The organism is Streptomyces jumonjinensis (assembly GCF_009600885.1).
GTDB lineage: Bacteria > Actinomycetota > Actinomycetes > Streptomycetales > Streptomycetaceae > Streptomyces > Streptomyces jumonjinensis.
In genome coordinates, this window is record NZ_VCLA01000194.1 from 30781 (window position 1) to 50382 (window position 19602).

At 68.0% G+C, this 19602-nt stretch carries 17 protein-coding genes and 3 pseudogenes; 11 read left to right on the forward strand and 9 right to left on the reverse strand.

The window, feature by feature from the left end:
* Nucleotides 1–486: XRE family transcriptional regulator (locus FF041_RS40190; protein ID WP_153526194.1), on the forward strand; the 486-nt coding region annotated here is incomplete at its 5' end.
* Nucleotides 483–2079 (forward strand): annotated as a pseudogene (locus FF041_RS32615) (tyrosine-type recombinase/integrase). The gene FF041_RS40190 and the pseudogene FF041_RS32615, both read left to right, overlap by 4 nt.
* Before the next feature lie 127 nt (nt 2080–2206).
* On the opposite strand, the gene FF041_RS32620 reads toward FF041_RS32615, so the two are convergent.
* The gene (locus FF041_RS32620; protein WP_153526097.1) at nt 2207–3244 is read right to left on the reverse strand and encodes a helix-turn-helix domain-containing protein; all 1038 of its coding nucleotides are present in this window, start codon (nt 3242–3244) and stop codon (nt 2207–2209) included.
* Nucleotides 3245–3688: 444 nt separating this feature from the next.
* Here FF041_RS32620 and FF041_RS32625 point away from each other — a divergent pair, with 444 nt between their 5' ends.
* Nucleotides 3689–4531 carry a M48 family metalloprotease gene (locus tag FF041_RS32625; RefSeq protein ID WP_153526098.1) on the forward strand — a complete coding sequence of 281 codons (843 nt, stop codon included), beginning with the start codon at nt 3689–3691 and terminating at the stop codon, nt 4529–4531.
* A gap of 206 nt (nt 4532–4737) precedes the next feature.
* Nucleotides 4738–6141, forward strand: coding sequence for a type IV secretory system conjugative DNA transfer family protein (locus FF041_RS32630; RefSeq protein ID WP_153526099.1), 1404 nt, complete (start codon nt 4738–4740; stop codon nt 6139–6141).
* A 764-nt stretch (nt 6142–6905) separates the two neighbouring features.
* Here the strand turns inward: FF041_RS32630 and FF041_RS32635 are convergent.
* From FF041_RS32635 to FF041_RS32665, 7 genes and pseudogenes are all read right to left on the reverse strand, one after another.
* Nucleotides 6906–8498, reverse strand: a complete 1593-nt coding sequence (locus FF041_RS32635) for a recombinase family protein (RefSeq protein WP_153526100.1) — start codon at nt 8496–8498, stop codon at nt 6906–6908.
* A gap of 70 nt (nt 8499–8568) precedes the next feature.
* Nucleotides 8569–9033, reverse strand: a pseudogene (gene rsgA, locus FF041_RS32640) (GTPase RsgA); the annotation flags it as partial.
* 293 nt (nt 9034–9326) lie between these two features.
* Nucleotides 9327–10025 (reverse strand): recombination directionality factor, encoded by a 699-nt coding sequence (locus FF041_RS32645; RefSeq protein ID WP_407698218.1) that lies wholly within the window; start codon nt 10023–10025, stop codon nt 9327–9329.
* Nucleotides 10026–10181: 156 nt separating this feature from the next.
* Nucleotides 10182–10553 carry a hypothetical protein gene (locus FF041_RS32650; RefSeq protein WP_153526102.1) on the reverse strand — a complete coding sequence of 124 codons (372 nt, stop codon included), beginning with the start codon at nt 10551–10553 and terminating at the stop codon, nt 10182–10184.
* 306 nt (nt 10554–10859) lie between these two features.
* A pseudogene (locus FF041_RS32655) lies at nt 10860–11716 on the reverse strand (IS5 family transposase).
* 92 nt (nt 11717–11808) lie between these two features.
* Nucleotides 11809–12201, reverse strand: a complete 393-nt coding sequence (locus tag FF041_RS32660) for a RacP protein (RefSeq protein ID WP_153526103.1) — start codon at nt 12199–12201, stop codon at nt 11809–11811.
* A 173-nt stretch (nt 12202–12374) separates the two neighbouring features.
* Nucleotides 12375–13192, reverse strand: a protein-coding gene (locus FF041_RS32665) for an IS5 family transposase (RefSeq protein ID WP_407698219.1) whose coding sequence is annotated in 2 segments (ribosomal slippage) — nt 12375–12842 and nt 12845–13192 — 816 coding nt in all. Because the reading frame shifts where the segments join, the coding sequence is not laid out codon by codon here.
* A 163-nt stretch (nt 13193–13355) separates the two neighbouring features.
* On the opposite strand from FF041_RS32665, the gene FF041_RS32670 reads away from it, so the two are divergent.
* From FF041_RS32670 to FF041_RS32685, 4 genes are all read left to right on the forward strand, one after another.
* Complete coding sequence (locus FF041_RS32670; RefSeq protein ID WP_153526105.1) at nt 13356–14096, forward strand: 5-formyltetrahydrofolate cyclo-ligase; 741 nt, start codon at nt 13356–13358, stop codon at nt 14094–14096.
* Nucleotides 14097–14324: 228 nt separating this feature from the next.
* Nucleotides 14325–14597 (forward strand): hypothetical protein, encoded by a 273-nt coding sequence (locus tag FF041_RS32675; RefSeq protein ID WP_153526106.1) that lies wholly within the window; start codon nt 14325–14327, stop codon nt 14595–14597.
* A complete protein-coding gene (locus FF041_RS32680) occupies nt 14594–14986 on the forward strand; it encodes a type II toxin-antitoxin system VapC family toxin (RefSeq protein WP_323393375.1) in 393 nt (130 codons plus the stop codon). The genes FF041_RS32675 and FF041_RS32680 overlap by 4 nt, the downstream gene beginning before the upstream one ends.
* A gap of 123 nt (nt 14987–15109) precedes the next feature.
* Nucleotides 15110–15769 carry a hydrolase gene (locus tag FF041_RS32685; protein WP_153526107.1) on the forward strand — a complete coding sequence of 220 codons (660 nt, stop codon included), beginning with the start codon at nt 15110–15112 and terminating at the stop codon, nt 15767–15769.
* 71 nt (nt 15770–15840) lie between these two features.
* Here FF041_RS32685 and FF041_RS32690 read toward each other — a convergent pair whose 3' ends face one another.
* On the reverse strand, nt 15841–16242 hold the full coding sequence (locus FF041_RS32690; protein WP_153526108.1) for a MerR family transcriptional regulator: 402 nt from the start codon (nt 16240–16242) through the stop codon (nt 15841–15843).
* Nucleotides 16243–16301: 59 nt separating this feature from the next.
* Here FF041_RS32690 and FF041_RS32695 point away from each other — a divergent pair, with 59 nt between their 5' ends.
* The 3 genes from FF041_RS32695 (at nt 16302) to FF041_RS32705 (ending at nt 19578) form a co-directional block, all read left to right on the forward strand.
* Nucleotides 16302–17210: an NAD(P)-dependent oxidoreductase gene (locus FF041_RS32695; RefSeq protein ID WP_153526109.1), complete on the forward strand. Its 909-nt coding sequence runs from the start codon at nt 16302–16304 to the stop codon at nt 17208–17210.
* Nucleotides 17211–17309: 99 nt separating this feature from the next.
* Nucleotides 17310–18389 (forward strand): right-handed parallel beta-helix repeat-containing protein, encoded by a 1080-nt coding sequence (locus FF041_RS32700; RefSeq protein ID WP_153526110.1) that lies wholly within the window; start codon nt 17310–17312, stop codon nt 18387–18389.
* A gap of 112 nt (nt 18390–18501) precedes the next feature.
* Nucleotides 18502–19578 carry a methyltransferase gene (locus FF041_RS32705; protein WP_153526111.1) on the forward strand — a complete coding sequence of 359 codons (1077 nt, stop codon included), beginning with the start codon at nt 18502–18504 and terminating at the stop codon, nt 19576–19578.
* The last annotated feature ends 24 nt before the right edge of the window (nt 19579–19602 follow it).

Below are 19602 nucleotides of genomic sequence, written 5' to 3' on the forward strand. Positions count from 1 at the left end.
TCCTCGGTGGATCTCGGGGAGTTCCTGGTCCTGGCCAAGGTGTACGACGTCCCCCCGGTCACCCTCATGTTCCCGCTGGACACCGAGGCCGCCGTGGAGGTCCTCCCCGGCCAGGAGGTCCCGACCTGGGACGCCCTGGCATGGTTCACCGGCGAGACCCGGCTCGACCAGCCCACCCCTCAGGGCTCGTCCCGCGAGGTGCTCGACCTCTTCCGCGCCCACAGCGACGCCGTCGCCACCGCACTCACCTCTGCCCGCATGGCAAAGGAGCGCCGCCGCAAAGCCACACTCGCCACCGACGCAGGACGCCGCGACGCCCTGCTGGAGACCGTCGCCTCGTACGAGGAGCTGGCCCGGGAAGACCGGCGCGAGCTGCACACCTTCCGGGACCGGATGCGCGAGCGCGGACTGGTCCCGGCCCCGCTCCCGGGCGAGCTGGGCGACGCGGACGGGTCCGCGATACCAGCGGACGGGGACGATGCGTGAAAGACGGTTCCACCAGCAGGCGCTGCTCCTGCCGTAATCCCGCCACCGGCACCGCCTTCGGCGTGAAGTGCCCGAAGCTGTCGAACCGTCGGCACGGGACCTGGAGCGTGCTCCAGGAACTGGAGCCGAGGCAGGACGGCACCCGACGCCGGTACCGCCGCAGCGGGTTCTCCTCCGCCACCGACGCGGGCGAGGAGCTGGCGAAGGTCCGGGCGCTGATGGCGATCCCGGACAAGGACGACCCGGCTGGCCAGCTCGCCGTCAACGATCTGCTGGAGGAGTGCTCCCGGACCAAGGCACCGCTGCCCGACTACGACGAGACCCGTCGTCGTTTCCTGGTGGGCGAGACCCTGAACTCCAGGATCACGGTCGGGGAGTGGCTGGACGAGTGGCTCGAAGGCCGCAAGCGCCTGCGGCCGACCGGACTCAAGCGGTACGGCGTGGATATCCGTATTCACCTGAAGCCGCACCTCGGTGACATCCGGCTCGACAAGCTGCGGGTCGGCCACATCACCAAGATGTTCGACTCCATCAACGAGGCGAACATCGAGATCGCGGAGCAGAACGCCCAGCGCAAGGCAGCGCTGGAGGAGCTGAAGGCCATCCCGTGGAAGGGCGTGGAGAACCGCGCCCGGCGGAAGTGGCTGAAGGCCGCCATCGACCGGATGCCGCCGTTCCGCCGTATCACCGGTCTCAATACCCCAGCCCCACATCAAGGCAACGCTCCGGGCCGCGCTGAACGTCGCCATCGCCCAGCAGCGGATGCCGAACTTCAACCCCGCCGAGCACGTCGAGCTGCTGCCCGGGACCAAGCCAAAGGCTCTGATCTGGACCGAGGAACGGATCGCCCACTGGCGGGCCACGGGCGAGAAGCCCTCGCCCGTCATGGTCTGGACGCCGGAGCACACCGGCATCTTCCTCGACCACGTTGAGCGCGACCGCCTGAAGATGATGTGGCGGCTGATCGCCTTCCGGGGCCTGCGACGCGGCGAGGGCTGCGGCCCGCGCTGGACCGACCACGACCACCGCAACTCCTCACTCGCCATCGCCACCCAGCTCGTCCAGGACGGCTGGGAGGTCATCGAGGGCGCCCCGAAGACCAACAGCGGCATCCGGCTCGTCGCCCTGGACCGCGAGACGAACGAGGGGCTCGCGGAGCATAAGGAACTCCAGGAGCAGGAGCGGCTGAAGTGGGGGCCGGCCTGGGTCGACACCGGCCGGATCTTCACCGAGGAGGACGGCTCCCTGCTCCACCCGGGCAAGGTCTCCGACCTCTTCGACCGCCTCGTGGCCGCCGCCGGCCTCCCGCCGATCCGGCTGAACGACCTCCGCCATGGCGCCGCGACCCTCATGCTGGCCGCCGGGATCGACATCAAGGTCGTCTCCGAGACCCTCGGCCACAGCGACACCCGCGTCACCCGGGACATCTACCAGTCCGTCCTGGACGACCTCGCCCGCGCCGCCGCCGAAGCCGTCGTCCGGCTCGTCCCGCGCGCCCAGCGGCAACTGCGGGCCGTCCCGGCGCCGGTCGCCACGAAGCCTGATGCCGACCGGCCTGTGATCAGCAACCAGGGTGCACCACAGTCGGCGTAACGTTTCTTCACTCACGCTGCCCCGGTCAGCGAGCACTGACCGGGGCCACTCTCTATGTCTGACTGGATTCACCGACCACAGCTGAATCACGGCAGGGTGGAACGGTTCACAGGATTCGCCGCCCGCTCTACCCCTTCCAGGGGACCGAGGGACTTTGGGTGCCAGCAAAGCCGGTGGAGTCCCACCCAGGTGGGTGTGCGGAACCCTGAAGACGAGCGCTGCCGGATGTCGCGTACAGACCCTTTTGAACTGGGGGTTGGATCGTGAACGGCCCGCAGGTCTCGATCTGGTCGGCGTCGGTGAGGTCGATGCGACAGCTCTGCAGGGTTGATTCGCTCCTGGTCAGGTCGAACCTCTTGTTGTTCAGGTGTTCGCTGTCGATGTTCATCAACCAGATCCATACCGTTGCTCCGCCGGGTACACCGTCGGGTGTCATCGCCTTCACCTGAGCAGAGATGGCCAGTCCGTCAGGGCGGCGTTCGATACACGGCAGAAAGTAGAGGGAGGCTGACGACATCGACTCCCAGCTGGCTCGGCACTGCATTCGCGGAGAGGCAGCTGGCTCCGCTTCAGAATGCGATGTTGACGTGGGGTCTGGTTTAGCGCGTGGGGGACGGCCTTCCGAACTGTCTGGGGATGTTAGGTGCCATGCAGCCGCCAGGGCGACTATCACCACGATGGAAGCCACGGTAATAAATACCGAACGCCGACGGCTGCTCGACTGTTGGCGGATAGCCCTGCGCTCCGGCTGTACATCTCGTAACCAGGCTGCCCCGGCCTCCGGGCTCGCGCCCTGAACTGGTGCTTCATTGTTTGGTCGGGGCTCCTGAGACTCTCGACCAACTAGGGAATCGGCGCTCAGCTCGGTTCCTTGCAGAGCGGACTGCGCGAGCCGAGCACGCCGCAGCCGTTCCGACCATTCCTGGACATCACCGCCGCACGCGGTTACGTAGCCAGCCAGAGCCTCTTCGGTGGGGAGCCGGTGGCCGGCATCAGCCTGAGAGAGGACGTTCTGCGAGACGTTCGCCCGCTCGGCCATCGTGCGGTACGGCGGGTTGCCAGCCTGCACGCGCAGTTCGCGCAGGGCCAGGGCCAGGGCGGTAACCGGACCGCCGTCGTGGGCGAGTTCCTTCTTGCGACGGCCTGGCCTGTTCGCGTCGGTCATGCGGTCTCCCGGGCTCACGGAGTGCAACTTGCCGTGATCGTAGTAATGGTCGGGTTGGTCGCGATGCCTGTTTAGCCCAAGAGACCAACCTTTTCCCGACTGCACTCTGGCCCCATCGCACCGCCGTGAGCAGCGGACAGGCCCACCATCGGCTCACCGCTCCCGGTCGCTGCGGAGCTTCCGCGTCAGTACTCACCAGAGCGTGACCGTGCCGTTCAGAACCTCAGCCTTCGAGCGGCGACCTTCAGGGGGTTGCCCTGGTGACTCCCCGCGGAGCAAAGCCCTTCAGGCCAGCTGAGACACCTGAATCAGGAGGACCAGATCGTGACCATGCCAGGCCCGAACCTGTCGCAACCGCACGAGAGCCAGGCCCCCGTGCCCGACCCCGACCAGCCCATCGCAGGGTTTACGTCCGCAGAGCCCGCCTCGGGGTCGGTACCGCCCATGCCGACCGCGCCGCCCGAGGTGGCACCCAGGCCCGCCTTCGACACCTCCGCCGAGGCCACGGCGGTACTAGCCCTCGTCCCCAAGGCGCTGGCATCACTCGTGATCATGTACTTCCTCAGTCCCCTGCTGACTGTCGCATGGCTCGCGGCGGGGTTCGTAGCCTTCACGGACCGCTTCGAACCCATGGCCGCGAAGCTGATGGGGCTCCGGCCGCCCACCGCCAGGGAGAAGGCAGTTCTGCAGGCGGCTTGGGTGCGCGTCGCTGCATGCGCCGGCCTCGCCCCGGAAACCCACTCACTGTGGGTGCAAGACACCTCCGAAATCAACGCCGGCGCGACAATGGGACGGACCGTGGCCGTCACCCGCGGAGCCCTGACACGTTTGCAGCCCCGTGAGCTGGAGGCCGTCCTCGCGCACGAACTCGGCCACCACCAACGCGGCCACGCCCGGATCGGCTTCCTGCTCTACCTCTACGGCCTGCCAGTTGACATCGTCACGCGATTCCTCGGACGGTTCGCCTTCCTGCTCTTCGTACGCTCCGGCGTAGTCGGCAAGTTTGTTTTCCTCGGGCTGGCACCCATGCTGATGATCTTCCCGCCCACAGCGCTGCTGCTCTTCTCCTGGCCCATCTCTCGCTACCACTCCCGGCAGGGAGAGTTCGCCGCCGACCGCTTCGCGGCCGAGCTCGGCTACGGGCCCGCGCTCCACGCGACCCTGCAGAGCTGGCTGGACCAAGGCCGTGACGATGGCCCCAGCACGATCCTCGCCAAGGTCCTGGCCACTCACCCGCCGCTGGCGGACCGCATCCTGCGCCTCGAGGCGCAGGAGGGGCCGGCGTGAACACCGCGCACCCGGCGGGTGCCCCGGCGTCGGATGACGGCGCCGGGGCACCCGCCCCCTTCTCAGCAGCTGTCCAGGGCTGGCTTCCCGCATACCACCCCCGCGCCGCGTGCGTCCTGGGTGAGCTGTGGGCATCAGAAGACCTTGGAGACGTCGATCGTGCTCGCATTACCCGGGCTCTCCGCCAGGCTGCTACGCATCAGGACATGCGGGCAGAACTCTGCGAGGAAATCCTTGCCCTCGGCCCCGCTGCCGCCCTTCACGCCTCCGGCCAGCGGAGTCTGCCACCCAGCCCCCGGCGGGTCACCGAGCACAACCTCGACCACGGGCAGGTCCGCCTCGGCCGCGTCGTGCCCCACCGAACCACTCACCACTCACGCTACGACGCCGACTTCGGACTGGACCTGGACTGCTTGCGCACCAACCTCCTGGTCATAGGTCCGCCCGGCTCCGGGAAAACCCGTAGCCTCGCCCTTCCTCTTGTCGAACACCTCGCCCTGGAGAGCCTTGCCAACGCCGCCAGTGTGGTGGTCATCGACCCCAAGGGCGACGACTTCGCCTTCCCTGGCTGGTTCGACATCACCATCGACCCCCTCGACCCCAACACTCCCGGGCTCTCCCTGTACGGGGCCGCCGACGACCCAGAAGTGGCCGCCGACCAGATCGCCTCGGCGTTACTGCCTTCCGGCGTCTCCGCCGACAAGCAGTACTTCATGGACGCCTCGCGCAACGCGCTGTACAACTGTCTCGCCCCCTACCACACTGCACACCAGCGCTGGCCACCCCTAGACGAGCTGCTGGCACTGCTCCGAGGAGGAGACCAGCCATTGGAGGACGCCGTACGGGCGGGGCTGAACCGGCAAGGCAAAACCATCAAGGCTGACTATGGTCCGCTGCTCAGCTACCGCGCGGAACAGCGCAAACGCCGGGACGATCCAGCAGCGTCCCTGATCGAACGCCTCAGCCAGCTCAACCGTCCCCGGCTCAGGAGACTGTTCGACAACCCCAGCCCATTCTCAATGAAGGACATCAACCAACCACTGCGGGTCCGGATTGCCCTGCGTGAACCCCAGATGCCCGAAGCATCACGCTTCCTGGCCCGTCTCATCGTTTCCCAGTTCACCTATGTGGTCTGCGACCAAGAGACCAACCGTGGAATCTTCAAAGGGCTCCTCGTCGACGAAGCCGGACGCTTTGTCGACGAATACGTAGCGCACGCCATGGAACGGGCTCGCTCCAACAACGCCGGCCTGATGCTCTTCTCCCAGAGCCTCGGAGACTTCCCCGAGGACCTCTTGCCCCGGATCTTCGGATCTGCAGGAGGAAAGGCCGCCCTGGGAGGGATCGGCCCCGCTGATGCCGACATCTTCTCCCGCTTCTGGGGAGAAGCTGAAACGCCCGAATACAGCTACTCAACCGCAACCACGAACTCCACCGTCGGCAGCAGCCGGGTACGCACAGAGACCACACGAAATACCTACCGGGCACGCTGGACTCCAGGCGAACTCAGCACCGACCTCCCCCCTGGCCATGCGGTCATTCAACTCCGCTCCAGCACCGGAAGAACATCTCTTCCCGAACTGGTCGAACTGAGAGATTTCAACCGCTAGCACTTGTCCGAACACGGGGCAGGCGATAAGGTACACCAAACACTTCAGAGTCCTGCCGGTTAACTTTCTCGTCATCCGCAGGAGCCTGCTGAGGTTGCACCTCTCATTCCGCCTCCCTGTCAAGGGAGGCGGATAGGGGGTGGCAACATGGCTACGGTTGCACGTATTGCGCGCGCACTCGGAAGATGGGGATTGAAGTTTGCAATCCGATTCGGGCGCTACAAGACCCACACCTGGGAGAAATCTCACCCAAACACGGTGTGGCTAGTGAAGTTACTGGGACTCCTGAGGCTTGGCTTCTGGATTCTTCGTCTGATCTTAAAGATCATTGCGGACCTTTTCGGAGTGTAACTCGACCCCGGCCCCCTTCGGGGGGCTTTCCCCTTTCTCGCCCACCCTCTTCGCTCTGTCTGTGATGGAGGAAAGCGGCCACCCGCCGACACGTAGGGAGCTGCGAGACCTCCACCATCTGAGCCGTGCCTGTGGCCGTCCCACCACACCTCGATGCCGAACAGGGCATTGTCCGGTATCGACAGTCGCGACCACAGCGGACAGCGACCAGGAAGCGCACACCGTGGCCACCCATGTGCGCGCCCGCTGCGCACGCGGCCACCCCTTGGCCACCCCTGGCTCGTCCGACCCCTGACCGGGAGCTTCAGCACGGCGCCGAAAACGAAGAAACCCCAGGTCACGGCGAGTGAGTCCTGAGGTTCTTCAGAGCCGCCTTCGGGATTCGAACCCGAGACCTACGCATTACGAGTGCATCAGGCAACCCATTCCGGCACCAATCGGTCCAGCATTGGGGTCCGATCACCCCAGGAGCGGGCGGGGATGATCGTCAAAGAGGTCATGACGCAGCCCAGAAGCATGCGGCGGTCCTCGATCGTGGACTCCGCCCACGCTTCTGCCAGCGCTTCGCCGTCGGCGAAGAAGATGGAGAGGTCGGCTTCCCGGACGAGTTCGGCGGCCTCGATCTCCAGCGACTCGATCGCCGCCGACTGGTCGGCCCACAGGGATTTGAAGCGGCCCTCCGCGAGCATGCCCTCGACGTAGAAGTCGTGTTCCAGCTTGTCCCTACGCTGCTTGGCCGCGTCCAGGGCTGCCATGACGTCCTCGCGGCGGGCCTGCTTCTCTACATCGTGGAGGACCGCCCAGCGGCGGACGATGGCGTCGAGGCCCGCTGATCCGTGGTCGAGGGCGGTGACGTGGCTCAGCCACATCGCCTCGACCGCGGCATCGATACGGGGTGCGCGGACCACCACTCCTGGGCACGCCTCCGCGCCGTACGTCAGTCGGGTTCGGCACCGGTACATCCGGTTGCCCTTGCCACCGCTGCCGTTCATGGCCTTCCGGCAGTGAGGGCAGGAGAGGAAACCGCCGAGGAAGGTCGTGTGGGGCCGCTTGCCCCGCGAGCCCCCGCCCATCCGGGTGATCCGTGCCTCGAACAGCGTGAGGATCCGGAGCCGCTCCCCCGGACTCACCACGCCGACGCCGATCACCACCGGGTTGCCCTCGGCGTCTCGTACGGGGTCGGGCGAGGGAAGCCAGACGTCCAGCGGCTGGCCGAACTCGTCGTGCAGCCGCTCCTTCGCCGGCAGGAGGCCCGCCCAGGCGGGTGAGCGGACCATGCGGGTGATCGTCCGGGCGTCCCACCGGGCGCCGTCGCGGGTCCTGATGGCGTCGTGGTTCAGCCCGTGGGCCACGCGCATCGCGGATTTCCCGGCGAGGAGTTCGTCGGCTATGCGGCGTGCGTGCGGGTACTCCGCCGGGTCGGGTTCGATGCGTCCCGAGCCCAGGGGCGAGCGGACGCCGTACGGGGTGCGGCCACCCGGCCAGCGGCCCGCTGTGCGCGCGGCGGTCTTGCCGGTGGTCACCCGCAGGGTGAGGTCCTTGATTTCGTCGCGGGCGCGCTCGGCCAGGATCGCGAAGACGATCCGGTTGCCCGGCTGGCTGGAGTCCAGGTTCTCCTGGAGGACGTAGAGGCGGGCCCGGCGGCGGTCGAACTCGTCCAGTGCCGCGCCGACGGCGGCCATGCCCCGGCGGTCGAAGCGGTCCGTCTTCCACACCGCGAGCGTCTTGACCTCGCCGGCCATGACGGCGGCCATCGCCTTGTCGAGCTTCTCGCGCCGGACGTGCTGCTTGGAGGCGCTCCGCTGCTCCAGCCACACTTTGCGGACCGTGAGCCCCTGCCGCTCCATCTCCCGGCGCAGATCACGGGCGTGCTGCCGGAGGGTCTCGACGGTCTCCCGCTTCTTGCTCCGGCGCAGGTAGAGGTCGACAAGCTCCTCGGGCGTCTTCCCCACCAGTTCCTCGGGACTGGCGTCCCGGAACTCCTCCACCACCACGTTCTTGGCCATATAGCCCTCCTACAACACAGATCCGGCCGGTCCAAACGGCATCTGTGCAGGTGAGGGCCATGCTGTTTTACGCGGCGCTCTCCCAGGCCAGCGCCAGAAAGCGTTCGATCCGTCCGAGGTCCAGCTCGACGGCGAGGGAGACCGCGATGACCGCGTGGTCGACATTGGCGGCGAGGATCTGTCCCTCGGACCGCTTGGAGGAGGTGGAGCGTACGAAGGCGGTACGGCGCGGCAGCAGCGTCCGTACATACCGGGGGTCGCCGGCCGGGTCGACGGCGACCCAGTCGCCGGTGCACACGACCTTCATCGGGTCGCGCGGCACCACGAACTCGGTGTCGGCCCGCACGACGCCGTCACCGGTGACGATGTCGCACAGCCCCCGGTCGACGCGGACGACCCGGCCGGGGACAAGACCCTGGGCGGCGTACGGGGCGAACGCGTCGGCCCAGCCCTCGTCCCAGCCGTACGGGGTGAGAGCGGTGTGGACCTCAGCGGAGGCAGCAGAAGAAGACAGGTTCAGCGGAGTGCTGGACAAGACGGGGAAACCCTTCGGAGGGTGGCCCCGGCGGCGTGCTCGGCGCGCAAAAGTGTGTGGGTGTCAGCCGGAGACCACAGGGGTGGGAACGATGAACTCCTGAGTGCGGGCAGCGCCCGTGACCATGACCGTCATCACTGTCCTCACCTCCTGCTTCCTCAACGAACCGACAACCCGGCCGGGCGTGGCACACGGCCCTCCCGGTGGAACGGGATGAAGACTAGACCCGCCCCGCCGACGCGCGCCACCCATTTAACGGCGAGCGCCACCACACCCTGGCCGACTGTCGCCCGTCACACGGCGAGGCACATCCGCGCTGGCGAGAGCACACTCGGCCCGCCGATCTCCACCCTCGGCCTCCGGTAGCTCACCGGTACTCCGGACCGGGTGACGAAGTCGACCCGCTCGTACACCAGCGCGCACAAGAGCGGGGCTCCGGCCCGTCGCAGAGCGTCGGCCAGCTCGGGCAGCTCCTCCGCCAACTCCCACGACGTCGAGACAAGCGAGAACACCCCCAGCCCGGGACAGCCGGCCAGCCGGAACCCCAGCCGCACCTCCGGCGACGGTCCCCGCCCCGCCAGTGCTGCCGCCCTGCGGTCGCTCAGGCCCGGAGGGCAGCCGCAAGCCGTTCCGCGCATCGCTGCGGGCTCCAGGAAGCGGGCGCCGTCACAGGCGTGGAGCGACTCCTCCGCCCCCGTGGCCACCATACGGAAAGCGACGGACGCCTCTTCCAACAGCACCATCACACGGTCGCTGCTGGTCAGTACCTCAGTCACGGCCCCAGCCTCCGAGGCCGACGGTTTCGGCACGCCACCGCAAAGATCGCTGACTACGGCGGCCACATGGTCATCCGTCGTTGCCACACACCACGCCCCCATGGCCACGGGCCTCCCTGCTTCATGCCGGGCAGCATAGAACCGCCCAACCTCGCCGCGATGCTGTTGCAACAGGCCCATGACCGTCCTCCGGGGATCCAACGAACAGAGCCTCATTCAGCCGGAACGGCCACGGCTTGGCCCGACCGGTGGTATGCGCGTATAGGGGCCCCTCAGCCGCCACCCGGTTCACCTGCCCCAGCGACACCGGCAGGGCACCGCTCACCGAATCCCGGGTCCCCTTCCCTCAGCGCGGGTCAGGCGAGGCCGGAGCTACGATACGTATTCGAGAAGCCAGCTGACCGGTGCGTCGTCGACCACGTCGGTGGCGCTCTTCTTCACCCGTCCGATGCTGACCTTCTGTGTTCCTGCGGGTAGCTTTTCAGCAAGGCGGCCGGCGGCGGCGTTGATGTCCCAGTTCTTGACGACCGTCCAGGTGGTGCCGTTGTGGAGGGCCACCCGCAGCCGCACGTCGGCCCAGTCGGAGCCGAAGCTGAGGTATCCGTCACCCCAGACGGCGTTGTTACCCTGGTTGGGCTGGGGGATGGCCAGGACGATGCCGTACTTGTAGTGGATGAGCCCGCCGGCCTCGTTGATCAGGAAGCCGTGGGGGATCTCGCCGGTCTGGAACTGGGACTGGGCCACTTGCCACTCCTTGTCTGTCCGATGTTCAGCGCCATCACGAAAAGTGGGCGAGACACCGGAGATTCAGCGGTCCGCCGGTGAAGGCGGGCAGCTCCATATTCGAGCTACATGTGCCGCCATAGGTTGTTTTGTCGCGTTCCAGACAAAACTGTGGCGCATAGCTATGCGCAGGTTTATGTGCGATTCATCCCTTCTTCTCTGCTTCATCGATACCAAGACCGGGCCGCTGGCTCCGTATTGCGTGGAACCTCAGCAACATGCCGAAGTGCCGATGAGCCCCATCAGGTCTGTATCCGAAGAAGACGCTCAGGCGGCGGTCCGTACCGGGGCTGGGGCGGCTCGTGGCCGTGCCCGCTTTCTGGTCGGTCTGCGGGTGAGGCGGCGGGTCATCAGCGTGATGGACGCCCAGGCGATGAGTGTCGCACTGACCTGCGGCAGTCTTTCGTGGTCCCGACAGTGCCGGCGGGCCCGCATGATCCACGACAGAGAACGTTCGACCCCCCAACGGCGGGGCAGCACGATGAAGCCCTTGGTGTTCGGCGGTCGGCGAACGGTCTTCAGGGTGATGTCGAAGCGGTCCCTGGCCCATGCCGCCAGCTTCCCGGCATAGTTGGAGTCCGCCCACTCGATCGCGATCTCCGGGTGCATCAGGTGGAGCCGGAACAGCAGCTCCCTGGCCGCGTCGCGGTCGGTGACGTCGGCCGGGGTGACCATGACGAGCAGGATCAGGCCCCGGGTGTCGACCGCGATATGGCGTTTGCGGCCGTTGATCTGTTTCGCCGGGTCGTAGCCGCGGCTTTCCTGCCGACCGTCTCGGATGCCTTCACGCTCCGGGAGTCCACGATCACCGCGCCGGCCTGCGGGGTCTTGCCGCTGCCGATCCGTACGGCCCGGCGGAGCTGGTCGCGCATCAGGCTGACGATGCCGTCGGCCGCCCAGCGTCGGGCGAAACCGTAGATCGTCCGCCACGGCGGGAAGTCCGCCGGCATCGCCCGCCACTTGATCCCGTTGTCGACCAGATAGCGGATGCCGTCGATGATCTCCCGGCGGGGATGTTTCTCTGGCCGGCCCCGGCCGATCTCGCAGGCCGGGGGCGGCAGCAGGGCCTCGATCAGGTCCCATTCGGCGTCGGTGGTGTCGGAAGGGTAGCGGCGTCGGCGCATCAACAGGCACTGGGGCCCCGGCCGGGCGGGTGCGGGTGAGCCGGCCAGGGCCCGGGCTCTCCCGTTCGTGACCGGTGGCATCCCACATGGGTTCAGCGGGACTGTGAGGCCGCCATCTCCAGCGCGGCCTCCACCGCTGTGATCTGCGTGTTCAGATAGTTCGCCCACCTGCTCTTCGGGAAGAGAGCGAGGTGAGGGGCGAGGGTGCCGAAGATCATCCGGCACAACTGGGTGAGCCGCTCACTGATCCGCTCTCGCTCCCATTCCTCCAGTTCCGCCTCGCTCGCGCAGAAGTGGTAACCCACCTCGCGGGCCCACAGCATCGGCGGCCAGCCGCGTTCACCGCACAGATCCCGCAGCGCGGCGATACCGCTCCTGGTCTGATAGACGCTCAGCTCACAGGCGCCCACCAGGCGTTTCAGGGCGTCGGCGGTGGACCGCTTCTTCGGCACGGCCGTGCCGGGCGTCCGCGCCGCTCGGCGCACGGTCCACGGCAGGGCACACCGCTGACACAGGGTCAGCGGCGCACATCGCCGGGCGCGAGAAGGCTGGTCAGCGGCCCGGCCGCTGGCGTCCGTCGGGGACGACGAGAGCTTCCGCCCCTCCGCACCCGACCACCCCACCCGAGCTTCGCAGGGTGCGGCCCTTAGAAGATGTCTCACGTGGCGAGTTTCACGAGTCTCTTGTAGCAGGTCAGGGCTGCGGCGAGGCCGAGGAAGGCAAGGAAGTGGCTGCCTTTTCGTTCGTACCGGACGCTGAGGCGGCGGTAGCCGAAGAGCCAGGAGATCGACCGCTCGATCTTCCAGCGGTGCCGGCCCAGCCGCTCACCGGACTCGATACCGGGACGGGCGATCCGCGCGATAAGGTTCCGGCCGCGGAGCCAGCGGAGGTGCTCTGCGGAGTAGTACGCCTTGTCCGCACGGACCTTCACCGGCTTCCTCCGACGTGGTCCGCGCCGGGAGCGGACGGCGGGAATGCCGAGGATCAACGGCTTGAACGCCTGGCTGTCGTGCAGGTTCGCGCCGGACACCGCGACGGCCAGCGGCAGCCCCTGGGCCTCGGACAGCACGTGCAGTTTGCTGCCCTTCCTGCCGCGATCGACTGGATTCGGCCCGGTCAGCGAGCCCCCCTTTTCGCCCGCACCGACGCGGCATCGACGATCGCGGACGTCCAGTCCAGCTCACCCCTGGCACCAAGCTCGTCCAGGACCGCCCGGTGCAGCCCGCGCCACAGCCCGGCCTTGGTCCACACGGTGAACCGACGGTGCGCGGTGGCCGGCGGGACACCGAAAGACTCCGGCAGATACCGCCACGCGCACCCGCTCGTCAGCACGTACACCACGGCCGTGAATACCGCCCGCTCGTCCACCGGGGCAGTACCCCCGCCCTGCGGACGGGACGTGAACCTCGGCATCAACGGAGCTACCAGTTCCCACCGTTCGTCCGGAACCAGCCGACGCGACAGATCAACCCTCATGGTGCAGCATCATGTCGCACCCCGAAGCGCCACGTGAGACATCCTCTTACCCTCGCCTTTCAAGTGGGCCGCGAAATGCATCCCTGGAGGAAAGAGGCCCTCGTGCACGATGTGTACGACCGACTGCTTGGCCTAATGACTCTCGCATAGGGGGAAGAAGCCGATGGGGCCGCGCTTTGATACGAAGCAAGAGGTACGCAATGAGGTCTGGAATCTGCTCGACAGCAGGCAGGCTGTCAACGACCCCAGTGCTCACGGCCGAATCCCCGACTTCAAGGGAACGGAGGCAGCCTCTGCACTGCTCTCGTCCCTGCCGGAGTGGCAGTCCGCGGCCGTCGTCAAGGCCGTACCGGACCGGGCTCAACTGCCCGTGCGAGTAGCAGCACTTGAGGCCAGGAAGACCGTCTACATGGCCGTTCCGAAGCTGGCTACCCCCAAGCCGTTCTACCTGCTGGACCCCGCCCTCCTGACGGGGCGCCCGCTGGACGTGGCGGCCACGGGGAAGGGGGCCGCCGGACACGCGCCGACCGTCGAGGTGGACGCGATGGCACCCAGCGACGTGATCGTTCTGGGCAGTGTGGCCGTCAACCGAACGGGAGTGAGGATCGGCAAAGGGGCCGGGTACTCGGACATCGAGTTCGGACTTCTGGTTGAGGCCGGCCTTGTTACGGACCGAACGTTGATCGTGACCACGGTCCATTCGCTGCAAGTTATCGACAGGCCGATACCGACTGCGGAGCACGACGTCAGGGTGGATGTCATCGTGACACCCGAAGAAGTGATTCGCTGCGTGGTCGACAGTCGCCCTAGAGGAATTTATTGGAAGAGCCTCGATCCCGAGAAGATCGCGGCCATCCCTGCATTGGGAGCCCGACAGGGCAGGACCATGGATTCACGTTCATAAGCGACTGATTCCACGCCGCCTACCCCCTCCCAGGCGGGCACACTCAACCCGGCCCCATCCTCGTGGCCGCGTAGCCGCACCGCTCCCAGTCCGTGCGGAAGATCACCAAGGAAACCGACCGCGACACCCGGCCATGTCCGAACGCCGATCGCCATGGCGCTCGTCTCTCCCTCATTGGAGGTCGAGATCCCCCACCCCAAACAATACGAGTTTTGTTAAGGTGGCTGTATGGCTACCTCCCAGGCTCCCGGCGAAGGACCCATCCGACCCGTATCCGTCTCGCTCCACGAAGGCACCATCGCCGCCCTCAAGGCACGCACGGGAAAGCGAGGCATGTCCGCCTACGTCGAAGCCCTCATCCAGCGCCAACTGGAGCGGGAGCGACTGCGCGAACTCATCGAGGACGCGGAGGCCGAACACGGCCCGGTCGATCAGGCGGCGGTCGACGCCAAACGCGCGATCCTCCGCGGTGACGCGACGAGCTCGGCGGACGCTGCGTGAGCGGCACGCTCGTCCTGGACTGCGAAGGCTTGTCCGCGCTGGTGCGACGCACGCCCGAGATCACCGAGTGGATGGTGGCAGCCGGGGCTGAAGACATCCGCGTCGTCACCAGCTCCGTCACCCTCGTCGAAGCACGCGACCCCAGGATCAACCAGGCCCGCTTCGACTACGCCGTCTCCCGCGTGAACATCATCCCGCCCACCGAAGCCATCGCTCGCCACGCCGGCAAGCTCCTCGCCGCAGCCGGCCTGCACGGCCACAAGTACGCCCTCGACGCCATCGTGGCCGCCACCGCACTCACCGCGGCGGGCCCGGTGACCGTCCTGACGTCGGACCCAGAAGATCTCCTCATGCTGTGCGGCCCCGGCATCCGTGTGATCAAGATTTGACCCGCGGGCGATGCGGGTGCCGCGGCCAGGCCAAGTCGGGGTGCTCAGGACAAGGGTCCCGGCTTTCGTATCGGTGGGAGCGCGCCCATGATGGAGTGAGCTACGTCTTTGGGAGGTATCCCGATGCACAGCACTCCGCCCCGTGATCCGGCGTCCGACCATCTGCTGGCGCCCGGCAATTCCGCTCTGCTGCTCATCGACTACCAACCGCCACAGATATCCACGGTCCGGTCCATCTACACCGGCGATCTGGTCAACAATGTCGTCGCCCTGACCCGGACCGCCCGGACGTTCGGCCTTCCGATCGTGCTGTCCACCGTCAACGTCTCCACCGGGGTCAACGCGGACACGATCCCCCAGCTGCGCGGAATCCTGGAAGGCGTGCCGTCCATCGACCGCACGTCCATCAACGCGTGGGAGGACGACGACTTCCTGGCCGCGGTACGGGCTGCCGACCGCCGGAAGCTGATCATCGGCGCGCTCTGGACCGAGGCGTGTCTGCTCTTCCCCACCCTGGACGCGATGGCCGAGGGGTACGAGGTCTACCCGGTCGTCGACGCCGTCGGCGGCACGACCCGGGAGGCCCATGAAGCGGCGCTGGCCCGGATGTACCAGGCCGGCGCCCGGCCCACCAGCTGGAACTCGGTGGCCTGCGAACTCCAGCGGGACTGGAACCGCTCCGAGACGGTCAAGGGCTTCCGGCAGAACACCATCGCCCACCACGCCGCCTGGGGCTGGTACCTCGCACTCGCGGAAGAGGGCACCCGGATGATGGGCGACTGAGCCACGCCGTGCAGCGGTCGCATCGACGGCCCCGGCGAGCACGGCGAGACCGGTCGCGCAGGCCCTGGACCCTATACGAGACCGGCCGCGCAGGCGTCCGGGTCCGGGTCCACGACTCCGTCTCGCGCCGTGGCGTCGATGATGGCGTCGAGCCGGTCGCGTGCGGACAGCAGGCCGGACACGGCCTCGTCGATGCGTTCACGCTCCCGGCGCAGGTCGGGCAGCATGCCGGAACAGGCCGGCGCCAGGATTCGTCCGGTGTCGACCATGCAGGGCAACAGCTCGGCGATGACGGCGGTGTTGAGACCGGCGCCGAGCAGCATGCGGATGCCGCGCACGGTGGCCACGTCCTCCTCCGCGTACTCGCGGTATCCGCTGGGCCGCCGCTCCGGCCTGAGCAGCCCCTGCTCCTCGTAGTACCGCAGGAGCCGCTGACTGACCCCCGTCCGCCGGGAGAACTCTCCCATGCGCATGTGATCACCACCACGTTCAGTTGACTCTCACACCGATGTGAGACCGCAGTGTAGGTCGCATGACACAGCAACGATCAACCGATCCCCGGCACGCACCCGTCACCGTCATCGGCCTCGGCCCCATGGGCCTCGCCCTCGCCGAGACGCTCCGGGAGCGGGGCCACCCCCTGACCGTCTGGAACCGCACCCCGGCGAACGCCGACGGCGTCGTCGCCCAGGGCGCCCGGCGTTCGGCGACCGTCGCCGACGCGGTGTCCGCGAGCCCTGTCACGATCGTCTGTCTCAAGGACTACGCGTCCCTGTACACCGTCTTCGACACCGCGGGCGACGCCCTGAAGGGCCGTGTGCTGGTGAACCTCTGCTCGGGTACGCCGAACGAGGCCCGGGCGGCGGCCGACTGGGCGCACGAGCGCGGCGCCGCCTATCTCGACGGCGCGATCATGGTCCCGCCGCCGCTCGTCGGACATCCCGGATCCGTCTTTCTGTACAGCGGTCCCGAGGACGTCCTCGAAGCACACCGGGCGACGCTGGCGAGCCTGGGCGACCCCCGGCATCTGGGCTCCGACCCCGCTCTGGCGGTGCTCTACAACACCGCGCTGCTCACCATGATGTACGCGACGATGAACGGGTTCCTGCACGCCACCGCCCTGGTCGGCTCGGCGGGCGTCCCGGCGACCGCGTTCGCCGATCTCGCTCTCAACTGGTTCATGCCCTCGGTGGTGGACTCGACCCTCATCGCGCAGGCGCCCAGCCTTGACCGGGGCGACTACCCCGGCGACCTGGGCACCATGGAGATGAATCTGAGCGCGCTGGAGCACATCACCCGCGCATCGGCAGAGCAGGGCGTCCACACCGACCAGCCGCGGCTGATGCAGGAGATCGCCGAGCGGGCGATCGCCGCCGGGCATGGCGGCGACAACTATCTGGCCGTGTTCGAGATCTTCAAGAAGGCGACGCGGACGCCGTGACCCCGGAGCCGCCAGTGGACGGGCCGGACGGCGGACGGGAGGCATCCATCCGGCTACTCCATGTGGCGAGGGCCCTTGATCGCCCCTAGCTTTCGCCTTATGACACATCGACAAAAGCACCATAGAAGACATATCGGCCGCGTTCTCGGGGTCGTCGCCGCCCTGGGAGCGGGGCTCGTCGCGGCGCCCGCGCCCGCGGGGGCGACCAGTCACACCGTACGGCCCGGGGAGTCCATCCAGGCGGCGGTGGACGCCGCGGCCCCCGGTGACACGGTCGTCGTCGGCCCCGGCCTCTACCGGGAGAGCGTCCAGATCTCCAAACGGCTCACCCTGCGCGGGTCGGGGCCCGCCACCGTGCTGACGCCCGCCCCGGCACGCCCGCTCGCCGCCCACGGCTGCGAGCGCGACGGCAACGGCATCTGTGTGACCGGCACCGAGCAGACGGCCGCCGAGCAGGTCACCATCCGCTCGCTCACCCTGCGCGGCTTCCGCAAGAACGGTCTGTGGGCCTCCCACACCGACCGGCTCTCGGTACGGCAGGTGACCGCCGAGGCCAACGGCGTCTGGGGCATCGCCCAGCAGCGCTCCACCCGGGCCTCCTTCCGCGCCAACACCGTCCGGGAGAACGGCGACGCGGGCATCTTCATCGCCAACGCCGTCGACGCGGAGGGCGGGGCCACCGACACCGGAGGAACGGTGATCGCGGAGAACACGTTGACCGCGAACCGCATCGGCGTCACCGTACGGCGGGTCAGGAATCTGGCCGTGCGCGGCAATGAGATCTTCGCCAACTGCGCCGGGATGTTCATCGTCGGCGACGAGTCCAAGCCCACCGCCGGGGCGATGACCGTCCGCGACAACACCATCCGCGAGAACAACAGACTCTGCGCGGCCACCCCCCGGCTCCCCGCCATCCAGGGCTCCGGGATCGTGCTGACCGGCTCAGAGGCCAGCGTCATCAGGAACAACACGATCCGGGACAACAAGGGCTCCGCGCCCATGTCCGGCGGGATCGTGCTGTTCGAGAGCCTGGTGGGCGCGGCCAACACCGACAACGTCATCGAGAACAACGAGGTGAAGGGCAACTCCACAGCCGATCTGGTGCACCGCGGCGGCGGCAGCGGCAATCGGTTCGCCGGGAATGTCTGCACGTCGTCCGAGCCCGCCGGGATGTGCTGACCCCCGCCCCGCCCGGCCCCGCACACACCCGGCACGCCCCGCCCGGCCCCGCACACACCCGGCACGCCCCGCCCGGCCCCGCACACCCCCCTGCCAGGAGATTCGAGGACGTATGACCACGCTCAGTACCCGACCTGTCCAGACCCTCTCCGCCGACGCCGACCCTCCCCCGGGCATGCGGCTGCGCGAACTCGTCTTCGGGGCGGCCTGCGCCGCCTCCGTCCGGGCCGCGGCCCGCCTCAAGGTGGCCGACGCGCTCGGCGACGTCCCCGCGAGCGCGGAGAGACTCGCCTCCGCCGTCTCCGTCGAAGCGGGCCCGCTGCGGCGGCTGCTGCGCACCCTGTCCTGTTACGGGGTCTTCGAGGAGCGGCCGGACGGCACCTTCGGCCACACCGAGATGTCCCGGTTGCTGCGCGAGGACGACGCGCAGAGTCTGCGCGCCATCGCGCTCTGGTGCACCGAGCCCTGGACCTGGGCCGCCTGGCCCCGGCTCGACGACGCCGTACGCTCCGGCGGCGATGTCTTCCAGGAGCTGTACGGCAAGGGCTTCTTCGAGTATCTGCACCAGGACGCGCACGACTCGGCGCAGGTGTTCAATCAGGCGATGACCACCTCCAGCAGACAGTCCGCGCTGGAGGTCGCCGAACTCCTCGATCTCACCGGTGTCGCGACGGTCGCCGACATCGGCGGCGGCCAGGGGCATGTGCTGGCCGGTCTGCTGGAGAAGCACCCGGACGTCCGCGGCACCCTGCTCGATCTGCCCGATGTGGTGGCGAACGCGGATCCCCGGCTGCGCGACGGCGGGACGCTGGCCGCGCGGGCGACCGTCGCCGCCGGCGACTGCCGCCGGGAGATCCCGGTGGACGCCGATCTCTACATCATCAAGAACATCCTGGAGTGGGACGACGCCAGCACCAGCGCGACCCTGCGCAATGTGGTCGCGGCGGCCCGGCCCGGCGCACGGGTCGTCGTGATCGAGAACCTCGTGGACGACACCCCGTCGATGAAGTTCACCACCGCGATGGATCTGCTGCTGCTGCTCAATGTGGGCGGTGCGAAGCACACCCGGCAGAGCATGGTGGACCGGATGACCCGGGCGGGGCTGCCGCCGGGCGAGATCCGGCCGGTGAACGCCTATCTCCACGCGTTCGAGGCGATCGTGCCCGCGGCCCCGGCCGTCCGGAGCTGAGCCCCCGGCCCACTGGACCTCGGG

Excerpts from the sequence above, each read along its gene's own strand:
- FF041_RS32620 (WP_153526097.1), bottom strand. The coding sequence starts at position 3,244 with ATGACCGACGCGAACAGGCCAGGCCGTCGCAAGAAGGAACTCGCCCAC.
- FF041_RS32625 (WP_153526098.1), top strand. The coding sequence starts at position 3,689 with ATGCCGACCGCGCCGCCCGAGGTGGCACCCAGGCCCGCCTTCGACACC.
- FF041_RS32630 (WP_153526099.1), top strand. The coding sequence starts at position 4,738 with ATGCGGGCAGAACTCTGCGAGGAAATCCTTGCCCTCGGCCCCGCTGCC.
- FF041_RS32635 (WP_153526100.1), bottom strand. The coding sequence starts at position 8,498 with ATGGCCAAGAACGTGGTGGTGGAGGAGTTCCGGGACGCCAGTCCCGAG.
- FF041_RS32645 (WP_407698218.1), bottom strand. The coding sequence starts at position 10,025 with ATGAGGCTCTGTTCGTTGGATCCCCGGAGGACGGTCATGGGCCTGTTG.
- FF041_RS32670 (WP_153526105.1), top strand. The coding sequence starts at position 13,356 with ATGGGGCCGCGCTTTGATACGAAGCAAGAGGTACGCAATGAGGTCTGG.
- FF041_RS32675 (WP_153526106.1), top strand. The coding sequence starts at position 14,325 with ATGGCTACCTCCCAGGCTCCCGGCGAAGGACCCATCCGACCCGTATCC.
- FF041_RS32685 (WP_153526107.1), top strand. The coding sequence starts at position 15,110 with ATGCACAGCACTCCGCCCCGTGATCCGGCGTCCGACCATCTGCTGGCG.
- FF041_RS32690 (WP_153526108.1), bottom strand. The coding sequence starts at position 16,242 with ATGCGCATGGGAGAGTTCTCCCGGCGGACGGGGGTCAGTCAGCGGCTC.
- FF041_RS32695 (WP_153526109.1), top strand. The coding sequence starts at position 16,302 with ATGACACAGCAACGATCAACCGATCCCCGGCACGCACCCGTCACCGTC.
- FF041_RS32700 (WP_153526110.1), top strand. The coding sequence starts at position 17,310 with ATGACACATCGACAAAAGCACCATAGAAGACATATCGGCCGCGTTCTC.
- FF041_RS32705 (WP_153526111.1), top strand. The coding sequence starts at position 18,502 with ATGACCACGCTCAGTACCCGACCTGTCCAGACCCTCTCCGCCGACGCC.